19 protein-coding genes are annotated in these 17,551 nt (G+C 58.5%); 14 read left to right on the plus strand and 5 right to left on the minus strand.

Annotation, left to right across the window (positions count from 1 at the left end; genetic code table 11):
• Positions 1-451 precede the first annotated feature (451 nt).
• The 3 genes from KW841_RS17155 (at position 452) to KW841_RS17165 (ending at position 4,089) form a co-directional block, all read left to right on the plus strand.
• A complete protein-coding gene (locus KW841_RS17155) occupies positions 452-2,038 on the plus strand; it encodes an ABC-F family ATPase (RefSeq protein WP_033044478.1) in 1,587 nt (528 codons plus the stop codon).
• A 268-nt stretch (positions 2,039-2,306) separates the two neighbouring features.
• Entirely contained in the window at positions 2,307-3,503 is a 1,197-nt protein-coding gene (locus tag KW841_RS17160) for an MFS transporter (RefSeq protein WP_218478523.1), read from the plus strand.
• 160 nt (positions 3,504-3,663) lie between these two features.
• Complete coding sequence (locus KW841_RS17165) at positions 3,664-4,089, plus strand: tail fiber domain-containing protein (protein WP_371319515.1); 426 nt, start codon at positions 3,664-3,666, stop codon at positions 4,087-4,089.
• A 28-nt stretch (positions 4,090-4,117) separates the two neighbouring features.
• Here KW841_RS17165 and KW841_RS17170 read toward each other — a convergent pair whose 3' ends face one another.
• Positions 4,118-5,155 carry a dienelactone hydrolase gene (locus tag KW841_RS17170; protein ID WP_218478525.1) on the minus strand — a complete coding sequence of 346 codons (1,038 nt, stop codon included), beginning with the start codon at positions 5,153-5,155 and terminating at the stop codon, positions 4,118-4,120.
• Between the two features lie 167 nt (positions 5,156-5,322).
• Complete coding sequence (locus KW841_RS17175; RefSeq protein WP_218478528.1) at positions 5,323-5,934, minus strand: FMN-dependent NADH-azoreductase; 612 nt, start codon at positions 5,932-5,934, stop codon at positions 5,323-5,325.
• 131 nt (positions 5,935-6,065) lie between these two features.
• Between KW841_RS17175 and KW841_RS17180 the strand changes: the two genes are divergently transcribed.
• Both KW841_RS17180 and KW841_RS17185 read left to right on the plus strand, forming a co-directional pair.
• Entirely contained in the window at positions 6,066-6,974 is a 909-nt protein-coding gene (locus KW841_RS17180; RefSeq protein ID WP_218478531.1) for a LysR substrate-binding domain-containing protein, read from the plus strand.
• Positions 6,971-7,330 carry an MmcQ/YjbR family DNA-binding protein gene (locus KW841_RS17185; protein ID WP_218478533.1) on the plus strand — a complete coding sequence of 120 codons (360 nt, stop codon included), beginning with the start codon at positions 6,971-6,973 and terminating at the stop codon, positions 7,328-7,330. Before KW841_RS17180 ends, KW841_RS17185 begins: the two co-directional genes overlap by 4 nt.
• Positions 7,331-7,341: 11 nt before the next feature.
• On the opposite strand, the gene KW841_RS17190 is transcribed toward KW841_RS17185, so the two are convergent.
• Together KW841_RS17190 and KW841_RS17195 are read right to left on the minus strand one after the other, a co-directional pair.
• On the minus strand, positions 7,342-7,770 hold the full coding sequence (locus KW841_RS17190) for a DUF1294 domain-containing protein (protein WP_218478535.1): 429 nt from the start codon (positions 7,768-7,770) through the stop codon (positions 7,342-7,344).
• Positions 7,767-8,597, minus strand: coding sequence for an undecaprenyl-diphosphate phosphatase (locus KW841_RS17195; RefSeq protein ID WP_116580419.1), 831 nt, complete (start codon positions 8,595-8,597; stop codon positions 7,767-7,769). Before KW841_RS17195 ends, KW841_RS17190 begins: the two co-directional genes overlap by 4 nt.
• Positions 8,598-8,832: 235 nt before the next feature.
• On the opposite strand from KW841_RS17195, the gene pnuC reads away from it, so the two are divergent.
• The 8 genes from pnuC (at position 8,833) to KW841_RS17235 (ending at position 15,140) form a co-directional block, all read left to right on the plus strand.
• A complete protein-coding gene (gene pnuC, locus KW841_RS17200) occupies positions 8,833-9,396 on the plus strand; it encodes a nicotinamide riboside transporter PnuC (RefSeq protein ID WP_218478537.1) in 564 nt (187 codons plus the stop codon).
• Positions 9,393-9,917, plus strand: a complete 525-nt coding sequence (locus KW841_RS17205) for an AAA family ATPase (RefSeq protein ID WP_218478539.1) — start codon at positions 9,393-9,395, stop codon at positions 9,915-9,917. The genes pnuC and KW841_RS17205 overlap by 4 nt, the downstream gene beginning before the upstream one ends.
• Before the next feature lie 347 nt (positions 9,918-10,264).
• Positions 10,265-10,711 (plus strand): hypothetical protein, encoded by a 447-nt coding sequence (locus tag KW841_RS17210; RefSeq protein ID WP_218478541.1) that lies wholly within the window; start codon positions 10,265-10,267, stop codon positions 10,709-10,711.
• A 1-nt stretch (position 10,712) separates the two neighbouring features.
• Positions 10,713-11,315, plus strand: coding sequence for an adhesin (locus KW841_RS17215; RefSeq protein WP_218478543.1), 603 nt, complete (start codon positions 10,713-10,715; stop codon positions 11,313-11,315).
• A 64-nt stretch (positions 11,316-11,379) separates the two neighbouring features.
• The gene (locus KW841_RS17220) at positions 11,380-12,207 is read left to right on the plus strand and encodes a heme utilization protein (RefSeq protein WP_218478545.1); all 828 of its coding nucleotides are present in this window, start codon (positions 11,380-11,382) and stop codon (positions 12,205-12,207) included.
• A 63-nt stretch (positions 12,208-12,270) separates the two neighbouring features.
• Positions 12,271-12,951, plus strand: a complete 681-nt coding sequence (locus tag KW841_RS17225) for a C39 family peptidase (RefSeq protein ID WP_218478547.1) — start codon at positions 12,271-12,273, stop codon at positions 12,949-12,951.
• 26 nt (positions 12,952-12,977) lie between these two features.
• The gene (locus KW841_RS17230) at positions 12,978-13,787 is read left to right on the plus strand and encodes a hypothetical protein (RefSeq protein ID WP_218478549.1); all 810 of its coding nucleotides are present in this window, start codon (positions 12,978-12,980) and stop codon (positions 13,785-13,787) included.
• A 45-nt stretch (positions 13,788-13,832) separates the two neighbouring features.
• Complete coding sequence (locus KW841_RS17235) at positions 13,833-15,140, plus strand: hypothetical protein (protein ID WP_218478551.1); 1,308 nt, start codon at positions 13,833-13,835, stop codon at positions 15,138-15,140.
• A gap of 358 nt (positions 15,141-15,498) precedes the next feature.
• On the opposite strand, the gene KW841_RS17240 is transcribed toward KW841_RS17235, so the two are convergent.
• Positions 15,499-16,824, minus strand: coding sequence for a sigma-54 dependent transcriptional regulator (locus KW841_RS17240; protein ID WP_116580426.1), 1,326 nt, complete (start codon positions 16,822-16,824; stop codon positions 15,499-15,501).
• A 342-nt stretch (positions 16,825-17,166) separates the two neighbouring features.
• Between KW841_RS17240 and KW841_RS17245 the strand changes: the two genes are divergently transcribed.
• A complete protein-coding gene (locus tag KW841_RS17245) occupies positions 17,167-17,433 on the plus strand; it encodes a hypothetical protein (RefSeq protein WP_007970062.1) in 267 nt (88 codons plus the stop codon).
• Positions 17,434-17,551: the final 118 nt, after the last annotated feature.

The following is a 17,551-nucleotide window of genomic DNA, read 5'->3' on the forward strand; positions in this document are numbered from 1 at the left end:
AGGAAACAAACTGCGCCCTCGCGGGTCTTGTGCAGCGGCTGAAAACGAAACAGCGGCCCTGTAGCGCCATCGAGCTACGCCGACGATCGGCGCTCAACCGACGGGTGGCATTTTAGCCACAGTTTGTAACCAATAGTTAACCTGTAACTGTGAAAAACTGTCCACAAAATCCGCCGAAACGTCACTGCGGCCTCAACGCCCTATCGTTTAAAGAGCCAGACCAGTACAATCGCCGCCAAACTTTACGCGCCCCCAGGTTGAAAGCGGAAAAATCCCCTTTCAGCGCACGTTGACTCGGGCCAGGCGCGCCACATGCTGCTGTCCACTTAATGCCAGATGGAACTTCCACTGCCGATCGGGATGAATGTCCCATGGTCCGGACAGTGGAAACGGGTACTGAACCGGTACTGCCGCAACCCTAGCTACTCTGAATGCTTCGCAGGAAAAACCTTTGATTTCTACAGCTAACATCACGATGCAGTTCGGCGCCAAGCCGCTCTTCGAAAACGTTTCGGTCAAGTTCAACGGTGGCAACCGTTACGGCCTGATCGGCGCCAACGGTTGCGGCAAGTCGACCTTCATGAAGATCCTCGGCGGCGACCTCGAGCCGTCCGGCGGCCAGGTCATGCTGGAGCCGAACGTGCGCCTGGGTAAATTGCGCCAGGACCAGTTCGCCTACGAAGAATTTACCGTGATCGACACCGTGATCATGGGTCATGAAGAGCTGTGGAAGGTCAAGGCCGAGCGCGACCGTATCTATTCGCTGCCGGAAATGAGCGAAGAAGACGGCATGGCCGTGGCCGAGCTGGAAACCGAATTCGCCGAAATGGACGGCTACACCGCCGAATCCCGCGCCGGTGAACTGCTGCTGGGCCTGGGTATTCCCCTGGAACAGCATTTTGGTCCGATGTCTGAAGTGGCTCCGGGCTGGAAGCTGCGCGTTTTGCTGGCCCAGGCGCTGTTCTCCGATCCGGAAGTGCTGTTGCTCGACGAACCGACCAACCACCTGGACATCAACACCATTCGCTGGCTGGAATCGATTCTCACTGTGCGTAACAGCACCATGATCATCATTTCCCACGACCGTCACTTCCTCAACAGCGTCTGCACCCACATGGCCGACCTGGACTATGGCGAGCTGCGCCTGTTCCCGGGCAACTACGACGAGTACATGACCGCGGCGACCCAGTCCCGCGAGCAACTGCTGTCGGACAACGCCAAGAAGAAAGCCCAGATCGCCGAACTGCAAACGTTCGTCAGCCGCTTCTCGGCCAACGCCTCGAAAGCCAAGCAGGCCACTTCCCGCGCCAAGCAGATCGACAAGATCCAGCTAGCCGAAGTCAAGCCATCGAGCCGCGTGAGCCCGTTCATCCGCTTCGAACAGACCAAGAAACTGCACCGCCAGGCCGTGACCATCGAGCAGATGTCCAAGGGCTTCGACGGCAAGACCCTGTTCAAGAACTTCAGCTTCACCGTCGAAGCCGGCGAGCGCGTGGCGATCATCGGCCCGAACGGTATCGGCAAGACCACCCTGCTGCGTACCTTGATGGGCGAGCTGACCCCGGACGCCGGTTCCGTGAAATGGACCGAAAGCGCGGAGCTGGGCTACTACGCCCAGGACCACGCCCATGACTTCGAAGACGACGTCAGCCTGTTCGACTGGATGGGCCAGTGGACCCAGGGCGAGCAGATCATTCGCGGCACTCTGGGTCGCATGCTGTTCTCCAACGACGAGATCCTCAAGTCGGTCAAGGTCATTTCCGGTGGTGAGCAAGGCCGCATGCTGTTCGGCAAGCTGATCCTGCAAAAGCCGAACGTTCTGGTGATGGACGAACCGACCAACCACCTGGACATGGAATCCATCGAGGCGCTGAACCTGGCGCTGGAAAACTACCCGGGCACGCTGATCTTCGTCAGCCACGACCGTGAGTTCGTATCGTCCCTGGCCACCCGCATCATCGAGTTGAGCCCGAACGGCGTGACCGACTTCAGCGGCACCTATGACGACTACCTGCGCAGTCAGGGTGTGGTGTTCTAAGGGCAGCTATTGGTTTCAAGCCGCAAGCTGCAAGTTAAAAGCCCTGTCCATGTGACGGGGCTTTTTGTGTTTCATGGCCAGGATTTTATTGGGTGCCGAACCCTTCGCGAGCAAGCCCGCTCCCACAGGGGAATGCGTTCCAAATGTGGGAGCGGGCTTGCTCGCGAAGAGGCCTTCAAGAACAGCGATAATTAGTTAGCCTGCTTCCTTTTATCCCACCGCCGCGCCATGATGCAGTTCTCCCTCCGCCGCCCGCGAAAGAGCCCTCATGTCAGTGCAGCAAGTGCCCCCGCAAAGCTCCATGGCGATCACCCTGCAGATCGTCTCCATCGTGTTCTATACCTTTATTGCCTTCCTCTGCATCGGTTTGCCGATTGCGGTTTTGCCGGGTTATGTCCACGAACAACTGGGGTTCAGCGCCATCGTGGCCGGGCTGACCATTGGCTCGCAATACCTCGCCACCCTGCTCAGCCGCCCCATGGCCGGGCGCATGTCGGACAGCGTTGGCACCAAGCGAGCGATCATCTATGGCTTGTCCGGGATTGTGCTCAGTGGCCTGCTGACGCTGCTGTCGACCCTTTTGCAAGACTTTCCGTTGCTCAGCCTGCTGATCCTCATCGCCGGGCGCTTGTTGCTGGGCATTGCCCAAGGCTTGATCGGCGTCGGCACCATCAGTTGGTGCATGGGTCAGGTGGGCGCCGAGCACACCGCGCGCTCGATTTCCTGGAACGGCATCGCCTCCTATGGTGCGATTGCGATCGGGGCGCCGCTGGGCGTGGTCATGGTGCAACAACTCGGTTTCGCCAGCCTGGGCATCGCCCTGTCGCTGCTGGCCCTGGCTGCACTGTTGCTGATTCGCAACAAGCCATCGGTGCCAGTGGTACGCGGTGAACGCCTGCCGTTTTGGGCAGTGTTCGGACGCATTGCGCCGTTTGGCGCGAGCCTGAGCCTGGCTTCCATCGGCTACGGCACCCTGACGACTTTTATCACCTTGTATTACGTCAATCGCGGCTGGACCGGTGCCGCCTATTGCCTGACCGTGTTCGGGGTCTGTTTCATTCTGTCGCGGCTGCTGTTCATTTCCGCCATCAGCCGATTCGGCGGGTACACCTCAGCCATTGCCTGCATGTGCATCGAGACAGTTGGCCTGGTGCTGCTGTGGCTGGCCCCGTCGACGGGGTATGCGTTGATTGGCGCCGGCCTGACCGGCTTCGGCCTGTCGCTGGTGTATCCGGCGCTGGGCGTCGAGGCCATCAAACAGGTGCCCAATTCCAGTCGGGGTGCGGGCTTGAGTGCCTATGCAGTGTTTTTCGACCTGGCGTTGGCGATCGCCGGCCCGTTGATGGGCGCGATCGCATTGAACATGGGGTATTCGTGGATATTCTTCAGTGCGGCGCTGTTGTCGGTAACCGGACTTTGTTTGACACTGATGCTGTCTCGTCAGGACCGACACAGAACCAATTGAACATCCTAATAACAATAAAGATTAAATTGTTTCAAACTACAATTTAAGTGCAACATCCAGAATCGATTAGTTAGAAGTGCCAGCATTGTTTCGGCAGTAAGTTTTGACAAAATCCGGCGTGCTACTTTCTCATCAAATCGAAAATCAGGATGTACCAAACGTGCGTATACTGCCTTTAGCTTTGCTTGCCCCGGCAATGGCTCTTTCACTATCTTCCACTGCCCATGCGGAAAACTCGACAGATCAAATTTGTCATAACGGTCAATGTTGGGACATCGGCGATTTGCCGGGTGGCGAGTGCTGCCCATTCAGCGACGAACGACTGAAAACCGATGTGAAACGCCTCGAAAACCCAACGGAAAACCTACTGAAACTTCACGGAGTTACATTTAAATGGAAACAAAATAATCAGGCCGATGTTGGTTTGATTGCTCAGGACGTACAAAAGGTTTATCCACAGTTAGTGCGCACCGATGGCGATCACCTGCAAGTGGACTATCAAAAACTGGTAGCGCCGCTTATCGAGTCTGTTCGTGAACTGGACGCCAGAGTTAAAACACTGGAAACAGCGTTGGCCAACAAGTAACGGTTAATGAAATCCGCCGATCCTGCGTTCATTGATCGGCGGTCTGCATCCCCGCCCGGGTCGCCCGGCCCAGGGTGCGCGAGAAGAAACTCCCGGCTTCAGAGATCAGATTGCGGTGAATGTCCTGCCGATCGACGCCATCGGCATCGGTACACAGCGCAGGCATGATCGCGATCTGCTCGTCATTGCACGGCGCCATGAAGACGAAGTGCCCTGCTCCCGCCAGTAACTTGAAGTCAGGCGCAGTCGGCAACTTGCGCGCCAGTGCCGCGGCGTTCTTGTCGACCGCCACCAGCTTGTCGCCATCGCCGCTGTAAAGCAGCACCGGCACGTGCACATCGGCCAGGGTGTGGCGACCGAACTTCAGGCTCAGCGGCGCCATCAGCATCAAGGCGTGCACGCGTGAGTCTGCCACCGGCTGCAGGTCGTCGCGGTCGACAATCAATTCACCCTGAGTGTTGCAGGCATCGCGGTCGTCCGGACGCTCCTGGCAATAACGGCGCAGGCGATCGAGGTCCGGCGTGGCGCCGGACAGAATCAATGCGGTCTCGCCACCGGCCGAATAACCAATGACACCGACCTGATCGGCGTTGACGAAGGGGGACAGCATGCGGTCACCCAGGGTGGCCGTGATGGCTTCGGAAATCTGGATCGGTCGACCGTACAGGTTACTCAAAGTACCGAGGCGGCTGTGGTCCGTGGAGTTGTCACCGGGGTGGATCACCGCCACCACGACGAAACCTTTGCGTGCCAGCGAGGTGGCGAGGTCGTGCAAGGCCAGGGGGGTTCCGGTGTTGCCGTGGGACAGCATCAGCATCGGGAACCGGCCAATGGCGACCTTGGTGTCCTCCCCGGCTTCGACGGTATAACCCTCGAGTTTGCTGGTGTGCTCCCATTCACTGGAAGGATAGAAGGCGATGGCGCGCATCGGCTGCAGGTCCAGTGGGTCGAGAAACGTCATCTCATGGAAGCCGACGCTCCAATGCGGATGCGGTGCAGGCGCGGCGTGCACTGTATTCAAGCTGCTGAGCAGGCAAATCAGTAAAGTTGCACAAAGACGCACCATGGGATGCCCCACCTTGTTACCGGACTTGAGACGTACACCCTGGACTGCATAAGTCGGGCCACACCTGAAACGACCAGAAACAAAAAACTCCGTAGCTGGTACTTGCGTAACCAGAATACAGAGTTTTTTGGGCTTTACCTGAACGGTTGCTAACTTTTACGCAAGCCTTACGCAGCGGCGAACAACCGCTCGCTGATTTGCGCGTGAGCAGCGCTCATGGCTTTGCTGCGTACGTCGTCACCGTAAGCCAGGCCTTCGGCGCGGACGATTTCGATGTCGGTGATACCGATGAAACCGAACAGCAACTTCAAATATTCTTCGTGGGCAACACCGGTTGCCTGACCGGCGTGCATGCCGCCGGAAGTCGAAACGATCACCACTTTCTTGCCGCCGCACAGGCCTTCAGGGCCGGCTTCGGTGTAGCGGAAGGTCTGGCCGGCGACGGCAATGCGATCGATCCAGGCCTTCAACTGAGTCGGGATGGTGAAGTTGTACATTGGTGCAGCGATCACTACGGCATCGGCAGCCAGGAATTCGGCCAGGGTCGAGGCGCTCAGTTCGGCTTCGTGCTCTTGTGCGGCGTTGCGCAGTTCAGCGGTGGTGCCGGCGGCGACCAGGGTAGTGGAAGAGAAATGGCTGATGGCGTCAGCGGCCAGGTCGCGGTAGGTCACTACGGCGGTCGGCTCGGCAGCTTGCCAGGCCTTGACGACTTCACCGCTCAACTGACGGGAAGCCGAGTTGTCGCCCAGGATGCTCGAATCGATATGCAGCAATTTCATGTGGGATCTCCAAGTGAGGATCGCCCACAAGGGCGATCTGATGGGACTAATCCTACAGACGAAACCAATAGCTGATTAGTCGGCAACAATGCGATAGTTCGTCTCACTGATAGAACAATCGGATTCACATCATGCAAGACCTCAACGACCTGTATTACTTCGCCAAAGTCGTGGAAGCCGGGGGATTCGCGGCAGCCGGACGCTTGCTGGGCATCCCCAAGTCCCGACTGTCGCGGCGCATTGCCGAACTGGAAGAACGCCTGGGTGCACGTTTGCTGCAACGCACCACACGACAGCTGAAACTGACCGCTGTGGGAGAGCGCTACCTCAGGCACTGCCAGGCGATGCTGCTGGAAGCGGAAATGGCCGACGAGGCCGTGGCCAGCATGTCCAGTGAACCCCGCGGGCGTTTGCGGGTGTCCTGCCCGGTCGGGTTGGCCCACGAAATATTACCGGGGGTGATCAGTGACTTTCTCGAACGCTTTCCGCAGGTCCAGCTGGAGGTCATGCTGCTTAACCGCCGGGTTGACCTGGTGAACGAAGGCATTGACGTTGCCCTGCGTGTACGGGAACTGGGCGACGAAGACCCGCTGCTGGTCACTCGCCGCCTGCGTCAGGCGCAGATGCTGATGGTCGCCAGCCCCGGTTTCCTCGCGGGACGTGAGATCAATCACCCCGAAGATCTGAAAAGCCTGCCGGTGCTTGGCGCATTGGAAGCCGACCGCATGGTGCACATCCGCCTGCTGGATCAACAGGGCAAGAGTTGTGAACTTGCGCTCGAGGCCCGGCTGGGCATCGATGACTTTATCGTGCGCAAGGCCAGCACCCTCTCCGGCATCGGCTTTACGATGCTGCCCATGATGTATTGCGAACAGGAGCTGGAAAACGGCTCACTGGTGCAGTTGTTGCCCGAGTGGTCGTTGCCCGGTGGCTGGCTGCAAGCGGTCTATCCTCATCGACGCGGGGTAATGCCGGCGGTACGCGCCTGGATTGACCACCTGGTCGAATCCTTCAATGCCTGTGGGGAACGATTGTTATGAAAGCTGGACGGATGAGCGAAGAGGACGTCGCGAACTTCTGCCTCGCCCTGCCCGGTGCGCGGGAGGATTATAAATGGGGAGGCGTGCGGGTATTTTCGATTGCCGGGAACAAGATGTTCGCCTTGCAGGGCCTGAGGGGTGACTCCCTGGCCTTCAAGGTCGACAAGGATCTGTTTCTCGGTCACTGCGACCGCCCGGGCATTCATCCGGCGCCGTATCTGGCCCGCGCCCAGTGGATCATCATGCAAACGCCCTACCCGCTCGGCAGCGAAGAACTGCAGGGCTTGCTGCAGCGCTCCCACCAATTGGTGGTGAGCAGACTGCCCAGGCGCACTCAAGTCGGACTGTTGCTGTAGGGCTTTGTCTATCAGGTCAAGGCGAACACATGTGCGCCGAGAAACAGGTGATCGATCCAGAACACCTGGTGCAATAGCACGATGATCCAGAACACCAACTGGTACGAGACTTTGCGGGTTTTGTGGCGAAACGCCTGCTGGGCCAGCAACGCTCCGGGCCAGCCGCCGGCGAGCTCCAACGCATGCAAGACGTTTTCCGGCGTACGCCATTGCTCGGCGCGCGCCTTGCGCTTGTCGCTCCAGTAGAGGAAAAACGTCACGACGCTGACGATGCCGTAGGCCGCAAGGGGAATCAGCGACTCCCCGTGCAGCCATAACGACAGCGAACCCGACAGCGGCAACGCGCACAGGACTGCAAACAACAGCCACTTCAACCGTGAATGGCGGATCTGTCCCCCGGACGGGCGTCCGGGGTTGTTGCGCGAGCGCGAGTCACTCACGGCTTGGCCGCGCTCCAGTCGACCCAGCCGAACTGCCAGGTCGCCAGGATGATCAGGCCGAACACAATGCGATACCAGGCAAACGCCGCATAGCTGTGGTTGGCGATGAACTTGAGCAGCCCGCGGACCGCAATCATCGCAAAAATGAATGCGGTGACGAAGCCAATGGCGAACACCGGGAAGTCCGCCGGGACAAACAGTTCACGGTACTTGTAGCCCGAGTACACCGCCGCGCCGACCATGGTCGGCATCGCCAGGAAGAACGAGAACTCGGTAGCGGTCTTGCGCGACAGGCCGAACAGCAAACCACCGATGATGGTCGAGCCCGAACGCGAAGTGCCCGGGATCATCGCCAGGCATTGGGCCAGGCCGACTTTCAAGGCATCTTTCCAGGTGATGTCATCCACGGATTCGGCGTGTACTTCATGCTGGCGGCGCTCGGCCCACAACATGATGATCCCGCCCACGACCAGCGCGGTTGCCACGGTGATCGGATTGAACAGGTAATGGTGGATCAGGTCGGCGAAGATCACGCCCAACACCACGGCCGGCAAGAACGCGATCAACAGGTTTGCGGTAAACCGCCGGGCACCCGGCTGGGTTGGCAGACCGATGACCACGTCAAGGATCTTGCGTCGAAACTCCCACACCACCGCCAGGATGGCACCCAGCTGAATAATGATGTTGAACGCCATCGCCCGCTCGCCCCCGAAGCCGAGCAAGTCGGCCACGATGATCTGGTGGCCAGTACTGGAAATGGGCAGGAACTCGGTAAGCCCTTCTACAACCCCAAGAATCAATGCCTGAAAGGCGGTCCAAAGATCCATCAATCCCCCAAAAGGCTATGCGCGCCGGCATGCCCCGTTAATATTTTTTCAAATGCTTTGATTGCGCTCAGCGTAGCTGAGGTCCCGCGCATCAAGGATCACCACAGAACCGTTAAAATCCTGTGAAAAAAACCACCTTGAATCAGCTTTACCCGTGCGGGGGGCGAAATCCTATCAGACAAGTCCGATCGGCGGTTACAATCCACCCCCTCTTCGATTACCCCAAGGTATCTCCATGTCCGGGCTTGAACTGTTTGCCGCCGCCCTCGGTGTCATTGCCGTCTGGCTGACGGTCAAACAGAACCCCTGGTGCTGGCCTATCGGCCTGGTCATGGTACTGCTCTACAGTTGGATCTTTTTTGAGGTGAAGCTGTATTCCGACATGCTGCTGCAAGTCATCTATGCCGGTTTGCAGCTTTACGGCTGGTGGCAGTGGACACGGGGCGGCGACACGACCCGTGGCCGCGAAGTCAGTCGACTCGACACTCGAACCGTGGTGTTGAGCCTGGCCATTGGTGCAGTCGGCAGTCTGTTGCTGGGAGCGGCCATGGCCCACTGGACCGACGCTGCACAACCCTGGCTTGATGCGGCGCTGACCGGGTTCAGCCTGGTAGCGCAGGTCTGGATGGCGCAAAAACGTGTCCAGTGCTGGCCGTTGTGGATCGCTCTGGATGTGATATTCGTCGGGTTGTTCGTCTATAAAGGCCTGTACCTCACCGCCACCCTGTACGGGTTGTTCGCCGTCATCGCCGTACAGGGCTGGCGCGAATGGCGTGCCGATCCGGCATTGCGCGCATGAAAGTCCTGGTCCTCACAGGCCCTGAATCCAGCGGTAAAAGCTGGCTGGCGGCTGAGTTGCAACAGCGCTTTGGCGGGATGCTGGTTGATGAGTACGTGCGTCGGTTCATCGAGCAGAATCCGCGGGACACCACATTGGCCGACATTACGCCCATTGCCCGCGGTCAACTCACATGGGAAGACCAAGCGCGGGCGCAACAACCACCTTTGCTCATCCTCGACACGCACCTGCTGAGCAATATTCTCTGGAGCCAGACCCTGTTTGGCGATTGCCCCGCCTGGGTTGAACCAGCACTACTGGCCCGGCATTACGACTTGCACCTGCTGCTGTCACCGGAGCACGTCGAGTGGACGGATGACGGCCAGCGTTGCCAGCCCCGATTGAGTGAGCGCCAGGCATTTTTCGAGCAGACCCTGGCCTGGCTTGAACGCCACGCACAACCGGTTCAAGTGCTGCACGGAGATTGGGCAGAACGCCGAATCCAGGCACTCAACGCAGTGACCCGATTGCTCGGCGCCTGACCGGCGTTTGGGGCAATCCCCCCATCCTCCGCCTGCTGAGGGGGGGGGAAGTGTCCGATCCTGAAACACCCTCCCTGCCTGAAACTACCCATTTCAACGCTCCTCCCCGTTTGCTCACCGGAGGTGTTAAGGCATTGTTACAACAACGCTAGAACCCTTGTTCCAGAGGGGTTGGTGCGCAAATACGGGTTGCCTGCGCAGGATTTTGTCTCACCGTTGGTACACCCTGGACGATAGGTTTCCGATCCAAGTCTGTAAACCATTGAATCTACTCGATATTCAAAAGGCGGCACAGCTTTCGCTCTATTCCTCACACAGCTGACCGGGGCCAGCTTACAAATGAAGGAATGAATGTCGTGGAGATATTCAAAAAAAAAGGCTTGATGTGCCTTCTGCTGATCGCGAGCGCTGCCGGCACTGTTCTCAGTTTCACCGTTCGAGCCGAAGGCAACGGTGTCATCGTGCTTGATCGTACCGTTCACCCAACGCTCATCGGTCGCGGCGGCGGCAGGGATCCGAACCCGGCCACCATCAATGCCAACCCTTCTGCCCGCGTCACCGGCGAACTCAGCGACGCCGATATCGCCGGGGTAACCACCGGAACGACCCCTCATAACAGCTTCGGGCAAAACCCGGGCGGCATGCAAGGCCTGAATGTCATCACCAACCCCAACGGTTTGCCTGGCATGTCCGTCGGCCACGGTGGTGGCAGTGGCGGCGCCATTTCCGGCACCATCAACCGTGCCATGAGCACCGGCCTCAGCCCACTGGGCAGAATGGCGGGGGGGCAATGAGATGGATCGCTTCCTTCTTTTACCTGCCCTTTTACCTGCCCTGTTGCTTACCCTGCTCGGCGGCACCAGCGTGATGGCCGATTCGGGCGTCCGTTCAGTGAACAACGCCACCCTCCTGGATTCCGGTACCCAATACCGCGGCAACTTCAGCGTCAACCAGGCGGCCGGTGATCAACAGCAGCAGGCCAACGTCCGCGCGATCGCCATTGGTACCCAAGCCGGTGCAACCACCAGCGTCAGGCAGAGCATCACCACGCCGGCCAATCCGTCGATGGATGCGACGGCCAACATAGGCGGCACCTCTTTCAGTCATGGCAGCGGCGTACTGGGCGTCAACCAGAGTGCCGGGGCGAACAACCAGATGGCCAACGCCCTGCGCATCAGCATCGGCGCTGCACCGCAAGCCATCGACGACAGTGCTCTTTCTCAACAGAACGTGGCGTTGCTACCGAACTCGGGAGCAACTGGCAGCCCAAACGGCAGTCGCCAGGTCGTGACAAGCGACCAGGCCTTCACCGGCAGCCGGGGCGTGATCCAGGTGAACCAGAGTGCCGGGGTGGGGAACCGAATGGCTAACACCCTGAGTATCCGGGTCTCTGACTGACCCCGATACAGTGCGAATGGGGAAGTACCAACACTTGAACAACTAATGAGCACGGAGAATCATCATGAACCCGACAACTGCTCTCAAACCACTGGCTTTCGCCCTGGCAGCAGTGATGGCATTCGCAGCCCAGGCTGATCCCGTGCAGGGCAATGGACAGGGCAGCAACCAACCGTCCAATGGCCCGTCGCTGGATCAGATTCTGCAGATTACCTCAGGCGCCGGGGCCGCCGTGCTGGACTCACAGGAAAGCAGTGACAGCGGGGTAGTGAACCGGGGCACCCAGAACGACGCCAAAATCGATAACTCCCTGAACAGTTCCAACGGCAACATGGGCGCCAACGTTGCAGCCGGCAACGGCAACCAGCAAGACAACGCCGCCGCCCTTGCCACGGCGGACGAAGCCTTCATCTTCGGCTCCGCCGTCACCGTCTCCAGCGCGACTCAGAGGAGCACCGGCAACACCGCCAGGAACCACTCCAATACCAACAACACAACGCTCAATAACGCTGGCAACAGCGGTTCCGGCAACATCGGCATCAACGTCACCACCGGCGACTTCAATCAACAGAAAAACAACCTGGCGATTGCCGTATCGGGTGGCCGTGTAGCAGTAGCCGCGGCGGCGGCGAACCAAAGCACGTCCGGGCTGAAAGTCACCAACAACGCCAGGCCTGAGTTCGTACCCGTAGGTGTACTCGGTCTGTCCGGCATAACCACTCAACAAGTGGTGACGCCAGAAGGCTGGAGACCTCCTGTAACCAATAATGCTTCGATCACGGGCTCGATGAACAACTTCTCCGGCAACGGCGGAGCCAACGTATCGTCCGGCGTCGGCAACCAGCAAAGCAACTCGCTGTCGATCGCCGCAGGCTGCAAATCATGTCCATAGTCGCGACCGCCATGAAAGAGCCTCGGCGACGGCGCTTTTCCTCGGTCTGAAGGCGTATCGCCCATGCGTAAGACGGCCCTTTTCGCCCTGCTGTGCCTGTCTGGGCTGACCCAGGCTGCACAGATGCCGGTTGCCGCCCTGCCGGGCGGCGTGCTGGTGTACAAGCACGTACAGAGTTTGCGTGAGCGCAAGTTCAGCGACATCGTCGAACAGAAAACCGATTTCAGCTGCGGCGCCGCCGCGCTGGCAACGATACTGCGCCAGGCCTATTGGCTTGACGTCGATGAAGAGCACATCATCAAAGGCATGCTGGTCTTTGCCGACCAGGACCTGGTCCGAACCCAGGGCTTTTCCATGCTGGACATGAAGCGCTACATAGAAAGCATCGGCATGCGAGCCCGGGGCTACAAGATCCCGCCTGAAAGACTCGATGCCGTGACAATTCCAGTGGTAGTACTGATGGACATTCGCGGCTACAAGCACTTCGTGGTGTTGCAACGGGCGGACAAGAACTGGGTGTACATCGGCGACCCGGTGCTCGGTCACAAACGCTACTCCCATGATGACTTTGTCAAAGGCTGGAATGGTATTGTCTTCGCCATCATCGGTCCCGGTTACGACAAGACCAATGCGTTACGCAGTCCGCCGGAACCGCTGACAGCCAAGAACAAGATGGATAATTTCAACCCGGTCAAAGATGCTGAATTGATGGATTTCGGTTTCATACAGAGCGACTTCTTTTAATCGCCAACAAGATGACAGGGGGCAGGATGCTCCGGGAGCAGCAAATGAAAACCTCGTATTGGGTGGTCACTGCCTGTCTGGCAGCGACCACTTCAGGTTTTGCTGATGAGTTCAGACCCATCGAAATCAAGGACCAGGAACTGGCCGAGTTGCGTGGCCGGTATGTGATGCCGGGGCGGATCATCAGCTTCGGTGTTGTCATGAGCAGTACCTGGCGCAACGCCAGTGGTGATCTGATCGGGGCAACCACTTCGATGCGTCTTCAAGCCGAAACGGTCAAGCCCCAGTTCTATGTTTCAACCTTCAATCACAGTGGTAAAGGCAGTTCGTCCAACTCAGGTACCGGCTCGGGCCACAACTCGGGCACCGTTTCGGGCACCGCCCCGGGCACCGGTAACGTAACGGGTGGTGCGGGACTGAGCACCTCTCAGGGCGTCACCCAGGTCACACGAGCTGCTGGCGATGGCAACAGTGCAAACAACAAGATCGCCATCAACGTCAAAGAGGCCAGCACGGCCCCTGCGCCGGTGCCGAGCCGTGGCCAGGCGCTGATAGCCGGTCAAACCATCACCGGCAGCAATGCTGCGGGCAGTGTCGCCGTGTCCGCGACCGGCGGCGGCGTTCAGGTGGCCATTACCGCCAACAACAACCAGGGCTCAAGCCTGCAACAAGTCGCCCAGGGCGGGTTACTGCAAGACACCCGCTTGCTGGGCAACAGCAATGTGGTCAACAACATGACGCGACTCAACGTCGTGCTCGACAATAAAAGCCCGAGTGCCGGTGCATTGGGCTACAACCTGAACCAACTCACTGCATTACGGACCTTGGGGTATTGAGCTACGCTGAGACACGAGCATTGGGCACAAATGGACGGTTTTTTCATGTACCGATCGGTATCACTGCGTGCAGTTATTTTCTTGTGCTCTCTACTGCCGGTGGCGATGGTGCAGGCAGCAACTGACCCGGAACTGGAGGCTCTCAAACGAGAGCTTCTGGAGTTGAAACAACGATACGAAGTCCAGCAAAAGGCCTTGGCGGTTCTCGAACAACGGGTCCGCCAGGTCGAAGAACAGCCTGCGCCACCCCCGCCCAAACGCCTGGCCAAGTCGCCCGCGGACCTGAAGGGCAATCCAAATGTCGCCACCGGCACCGGTGCCGCGGCGGCTTCAGGGGGGGCCGCGGGGGGCAGCGGCAGTTCATATGGACAATCGCTGGCCGATGACTCACAGCCGGCGCAAAGCGTTTCAAACCTGTATGACGAGGCCAGCGGGTTCTTCGGCGGTGGCAAGTTCAGTGTCGAAACCGGGATAACCTACTCCCGGTACGATACCCGCCAACTGGTCCTCAACGGTTTTCTCGCCCTGGACTCGATCTTTCTCGGTGCCATCAACCTGGACCGGATCAAGGCCGACACCTGGACGATGGACCTCACTGGCCGCTACAACTTCAACAATCGCTGGCAGTTCGACCTGAACGTGCCGGTGGTTTACCGTCAGTCCACGTACCAGTCCGGTGGCGGCAACAACGGCGCCGCCAACGTCACGACCGAAGACACCGTCAAGGAAGACCCGGCCATTGGTGACGTCAACTTCGGTATCGCCTACAAATTCCTCGACGAGTCGGCCAACACGCCGGATGCCGTGTTGACCTTGCGCGTCAAGGCTCCCACCGGCAAAGACCCGTTCGGCATCAAGCTGGTTCGGGTGGACGCCAACTCCAACCTGGCCGTGCCTGAATCCTTGCCTACCGGTAACGGCGTCTGGTCGATCACGCCGGGGATCTCTCTGGTCAAGACCTTCGATCCGGCAGTGCTGTTCGGCAGCCTGTCGTACACACACAACCTGGAAGAATCCTTCGACGACATCAGCTCCAACCCGGCGCTCAAGACGCCAGGCAAAGTTCGCATTGGCGACAGTTTCCAGATTGGCGCCGGCATTGCGTTCGCCTTGAACGAAAAGATGAGCATGTCGTTCTCGGTCTCTGACCTGGTGCAACGCAAAAGCCAGCTCAAGGAAGATGGCGGGGATTGGCAATCGGTGGTGTCCAGCGATGCCAACGCCGGATACTTCAACATCGGCATGACCATTGCGGCCACCGACAACCTGACCATCGTACCCAACCTGTCCATTGGCATGACGGACGACGCCCCGGACTTCCAGTTCAGCCTGAAATTCCCTTACTACTTCTGACAGGCTCTTCACGCAATCCAGGGTAACTGCAGGAGCCAGCCTGCTGGCGATGGACTCCAGGGCGCCGCGTTGATCCAGTTCACACGCGTTATCGTTAACGACCATCGCTGGCAAGCCAGCTCCCACAGAGGACCATGCCCACGCTGAACCTGTAGGAGCCAGCCTGCTGGCGATGGACTCCGGTGCGCCGCGATCATCCAGATCACCCGCGTTATCGTTAACGACCATCGCTGGCAGGCCAGCTCCCACACAGGCCATGCCCACGCTGAAACTGTAGGAGCCAGCTTGCTGGCGATGGATTCAAGCGCGCCGCGTCCGCAATTTTTATTGCAGCGGTCTTTTTGTTTGAAGCGGGAATTCAACGAATCTGATGCTTGTGCAACAACCGGTAGAACGTCGGACGCGACACGCCCAATACTTTGGCGGCGACACTCAGATTATCACTGTGGCGGTTCAATACGTCGCACAACGCCTGGCGTTCGGCCCGGGTCTTGTATTCTTCGAGGGTGCCCATCGGTGCGGCAATCGCGTGTTGACTGATCAACCCCAGGTCGCGGGCCTCGATCTGCCGGCCTTCGGCCAATACCAGTCCACGACGAACGCGATTGGCCAGCTCACGAACATTGCCTGGCCAGTCGTGTTTGCCCATGGCAATCAAGGCGTCTTCGCTGAAACTGCGGGGGCGACGTCCGGTTTCACGGCTGTAGAAATGGGAGAAGTGATTGGCCAGCATCGACAAGTCGCCATGGCGCTCGCGCAGCGGAACGGTCACCACTTGCAGTACGTTCAGGCGGTAATACAAGTCTTCGCGAAAGCGTTTCTTCGCGATAGCGGCTTCAAGGTCGACATTCGTCGCCGCCAGCACCCGCGCGTCGACCGGAATCGGCTGACTGCCGCCCACCCGCTCGATGTGTTTTTCCTGGAGGAATCGCAGCAGATTGGCCTGCAACTCCAGTGGCAGGTCACCGATCTCATCGAGAAACAGGGTGCCGCCGTTAGCGGCTTCTATTCGTCCGACCTTGCGTTGATGTGCGCCGGTAAATGCGCCTTTCTCATGGCCGAACAATTCGGACTGGATCAAGTGTTCGGGAATCGCACCACAATTGATCGCGATGAAGGGTTTGCTGTGACGCTGGGACAGGCGATGCAGGGTTCGTGCGACCAATTCCTTGCCAGTGCCGCTTTCACCGCGAATCAATACCGGAGATTCGGTCGGAGCCAATTTGCTCAAGAGCTTTCGCAGTTCACGCACAGGTTTGCTGTCGCCGAGCAATTCGTGCTCGGGCTGGTCAACATGCACCGTACCCTGCCCACGCAACCGCACCATGCCAAATGCCCGGCCCAGCGTTACCTGAACCCTGGATACATCGAACGGCAAGGTATGAAAGTCAAAAAACCACTCACAGACAAAGTCGCCGACATTTTGCAGTCGCAGCACTTCCTGGTTGAGTACCGCTATCCACTCTGCGCCACTGCGGCTGATCAATTCCTTGACGGCTTCCGGGTGCTCAAGGTGATACGGCTGCAGGCGTATCAAGCCCACGTCACAGGTTCGGTCAGTGGCGTGTTCCAGCGTGCAGCTGTCAACTTCCCAACCGATAGCGCGCAATCCAGGGAGCAGACGATAGCAATCGTCACAGGGGTCCACCACTAATAGACGTCGTGAAGCTGGCACATCGCTCATGACTGATCCTTGGCGCCAATTTTTATAAAATTTAGTAAAAACAATAATTTGGCGGACCTAACTGTAACATTAGCAAGAACTTGACAGCCCCTTGTATCGTTTGACTATAGGATTGCAATAAATCCAGTTATAAGAAGCGCCTTTGATCGCTACCTAACGTCTCTTTCCTTTCATTCAGCTTTCAATGCCGGGCTCATTCTTGAACCCATGAAATAAAGTCGAAATTTCTTTTGATTGTGTGTGACCCGAACCCCGGTTGCGGGCATCAGTACAAGTAACCAGCCGAACGGTAAGCCCAACCGACGGCACATCATTTGATTGGGCACACAGAGAGAAGACCCTATGAACGCCCCGCTCCGTATCAACGAAGCACTTTTGATTGCCGACCGCGCATTTAAGCCATTCAAATGCGTGGCCTGGGCTCCACAAGACGGTAATGGCGAACTCAGCCTGACCGTTATCGACCGCACCAGCACCAGCATTGGCCGCAAGCAGATCCCAAGCAGCGCTTATTCCGATCCCGCACAACTCGAACTGCTGCTGGAACAGGCCCGCGCCGAATTGAGCGAGGAAGGTTACACACTGCAGTCGTGGTCGATGCCGCACTAACCGTTTTGCGGATTACTCCGGGGTAATCCGCGCCCTCCCCCGTCTTTTAGTTGGGCTCATCGTGCTCGCCCCTACGCACTCATTGCCCCATTAGTTTGAACTTCTTGCGCCTGATACT

The organism is Pseudomonas sp. PDM28 (assembly GCF_019219115.1).
GTDB classification, from domain to species: Bacteria; Pseudomonadota; Gammaproteobacteria; order Pseudomonadales; family Pseudomonadaceae; genus Aquipseudomonas; species Aquipseudomonas laurylsulfatiphila.

Coding starts and splice junctions, on each gene's coding strand:
- KW841_RS17160 (WP_218478523.1), top strand. CDS start 2,307: ATGTCAGTGCAGCAAGTGCCCCCGCAAAGCTCCATGGCGATCACCCTG.
- KW841_RS17170 (WP_218478525.1), bottom strand. CDS start 5,155: ATGGTGCGTCTTTGTGCAACTTTACTGATTTGCCTGCTCAGCAGCTTG.
- KW841_RS17175 (WP_218478528.1), bottom strand. CDS start 5,934: ATGAAATTGCTGCATATCGATTCGAGCATCCTGGGCGACAACTCGGCT.
- KW841_RS17180 (WP_218478531.1), top strand. CDS start 6,066: ATGCAAGACCTCAACGACCTGTATTACTTCGCCAAAGTCGTGGAAGCC.
- KW841_RS17185 (WP_218478533.1), top strand. CDS start 6,971: ATGAAAGCTGGACGGATGAGCGAAGAGGACGTCGCGAACTTCTGCCTC.
- KW841_RS17195 (WP_116580419.1), bottom strand. CDS start 8,597: ATGGATCTTTGGACCGCCTTTCAGGCATTGATTCTTGGGGTTGTAGAA.
- pnuC (WP_218478537.1), top strand. CDS start 8,833: ATGTCCGGGCTTGAACTGTTTGCCGCCGCCCTCGGTGTCATTGCCGTC.
- KW841_RS17205 (WP_218478539.1), top strand. CDS start 9,393: ATGAAAGTCCTGGTCCTCACAGGCCCTGAATCCAGCGGTAAAAGCTGG.
- KW841_RS17210 (WP_218478541.1), top strand. CDS start 10,265: ATGAATGTCGTGGAGATATTCAAAAAAAAAGGCTTGATGTGCCTTCTG.
- KW841_RS17215 (WP_218478543.1), top strand. CDS start 10,713: ATGGATCGCTTCCTTCTTTTACCTGCCCTTTTACCTGCCCTGTTGCTT.
- KW841_RS17220 (WP_218478545.1), top strand. CDS start 11,380: ATGAACCCGACAACTGCTCTCAAACCACTGGCTTTCGCCCTGGCAGCA.
- KW841_RS17225 (WP_218478547.1), top strand. CDS start 12,271: ATGCGTAAGACGGCCCTTTTCGCCCTGCTGTGCCTGTCTGGGCTGACC.
- KW841_RS17230 (WP_218478549.1), top strand. CDS start 12,978: ATGCTCCGGGAGCAGCAAATGAAAACCTCGTATTGGGTGGTCACTGCC.
- KW841_RS17235 (WP_218478551.1), top strand. CDS start 13,833: ATGTACCGATCGGTATCACTGCGTGCAGTTATTTTCTTGTGCTCTCTA.
- KW841_RS17240 (WP_116580426.1), bottom strand. CDS start 16,824: ATGAGCGATGTGCCAGCTTCACGACGTCTATTAGTGGTGGACCCCTGT.
- KW841_RS17245 (WP_007970062.1), top strand. CDS start 17,167: ATGAACGCCCCGCTCCGTATCAACGAAGCACTTTTGATTGCCGACCGC.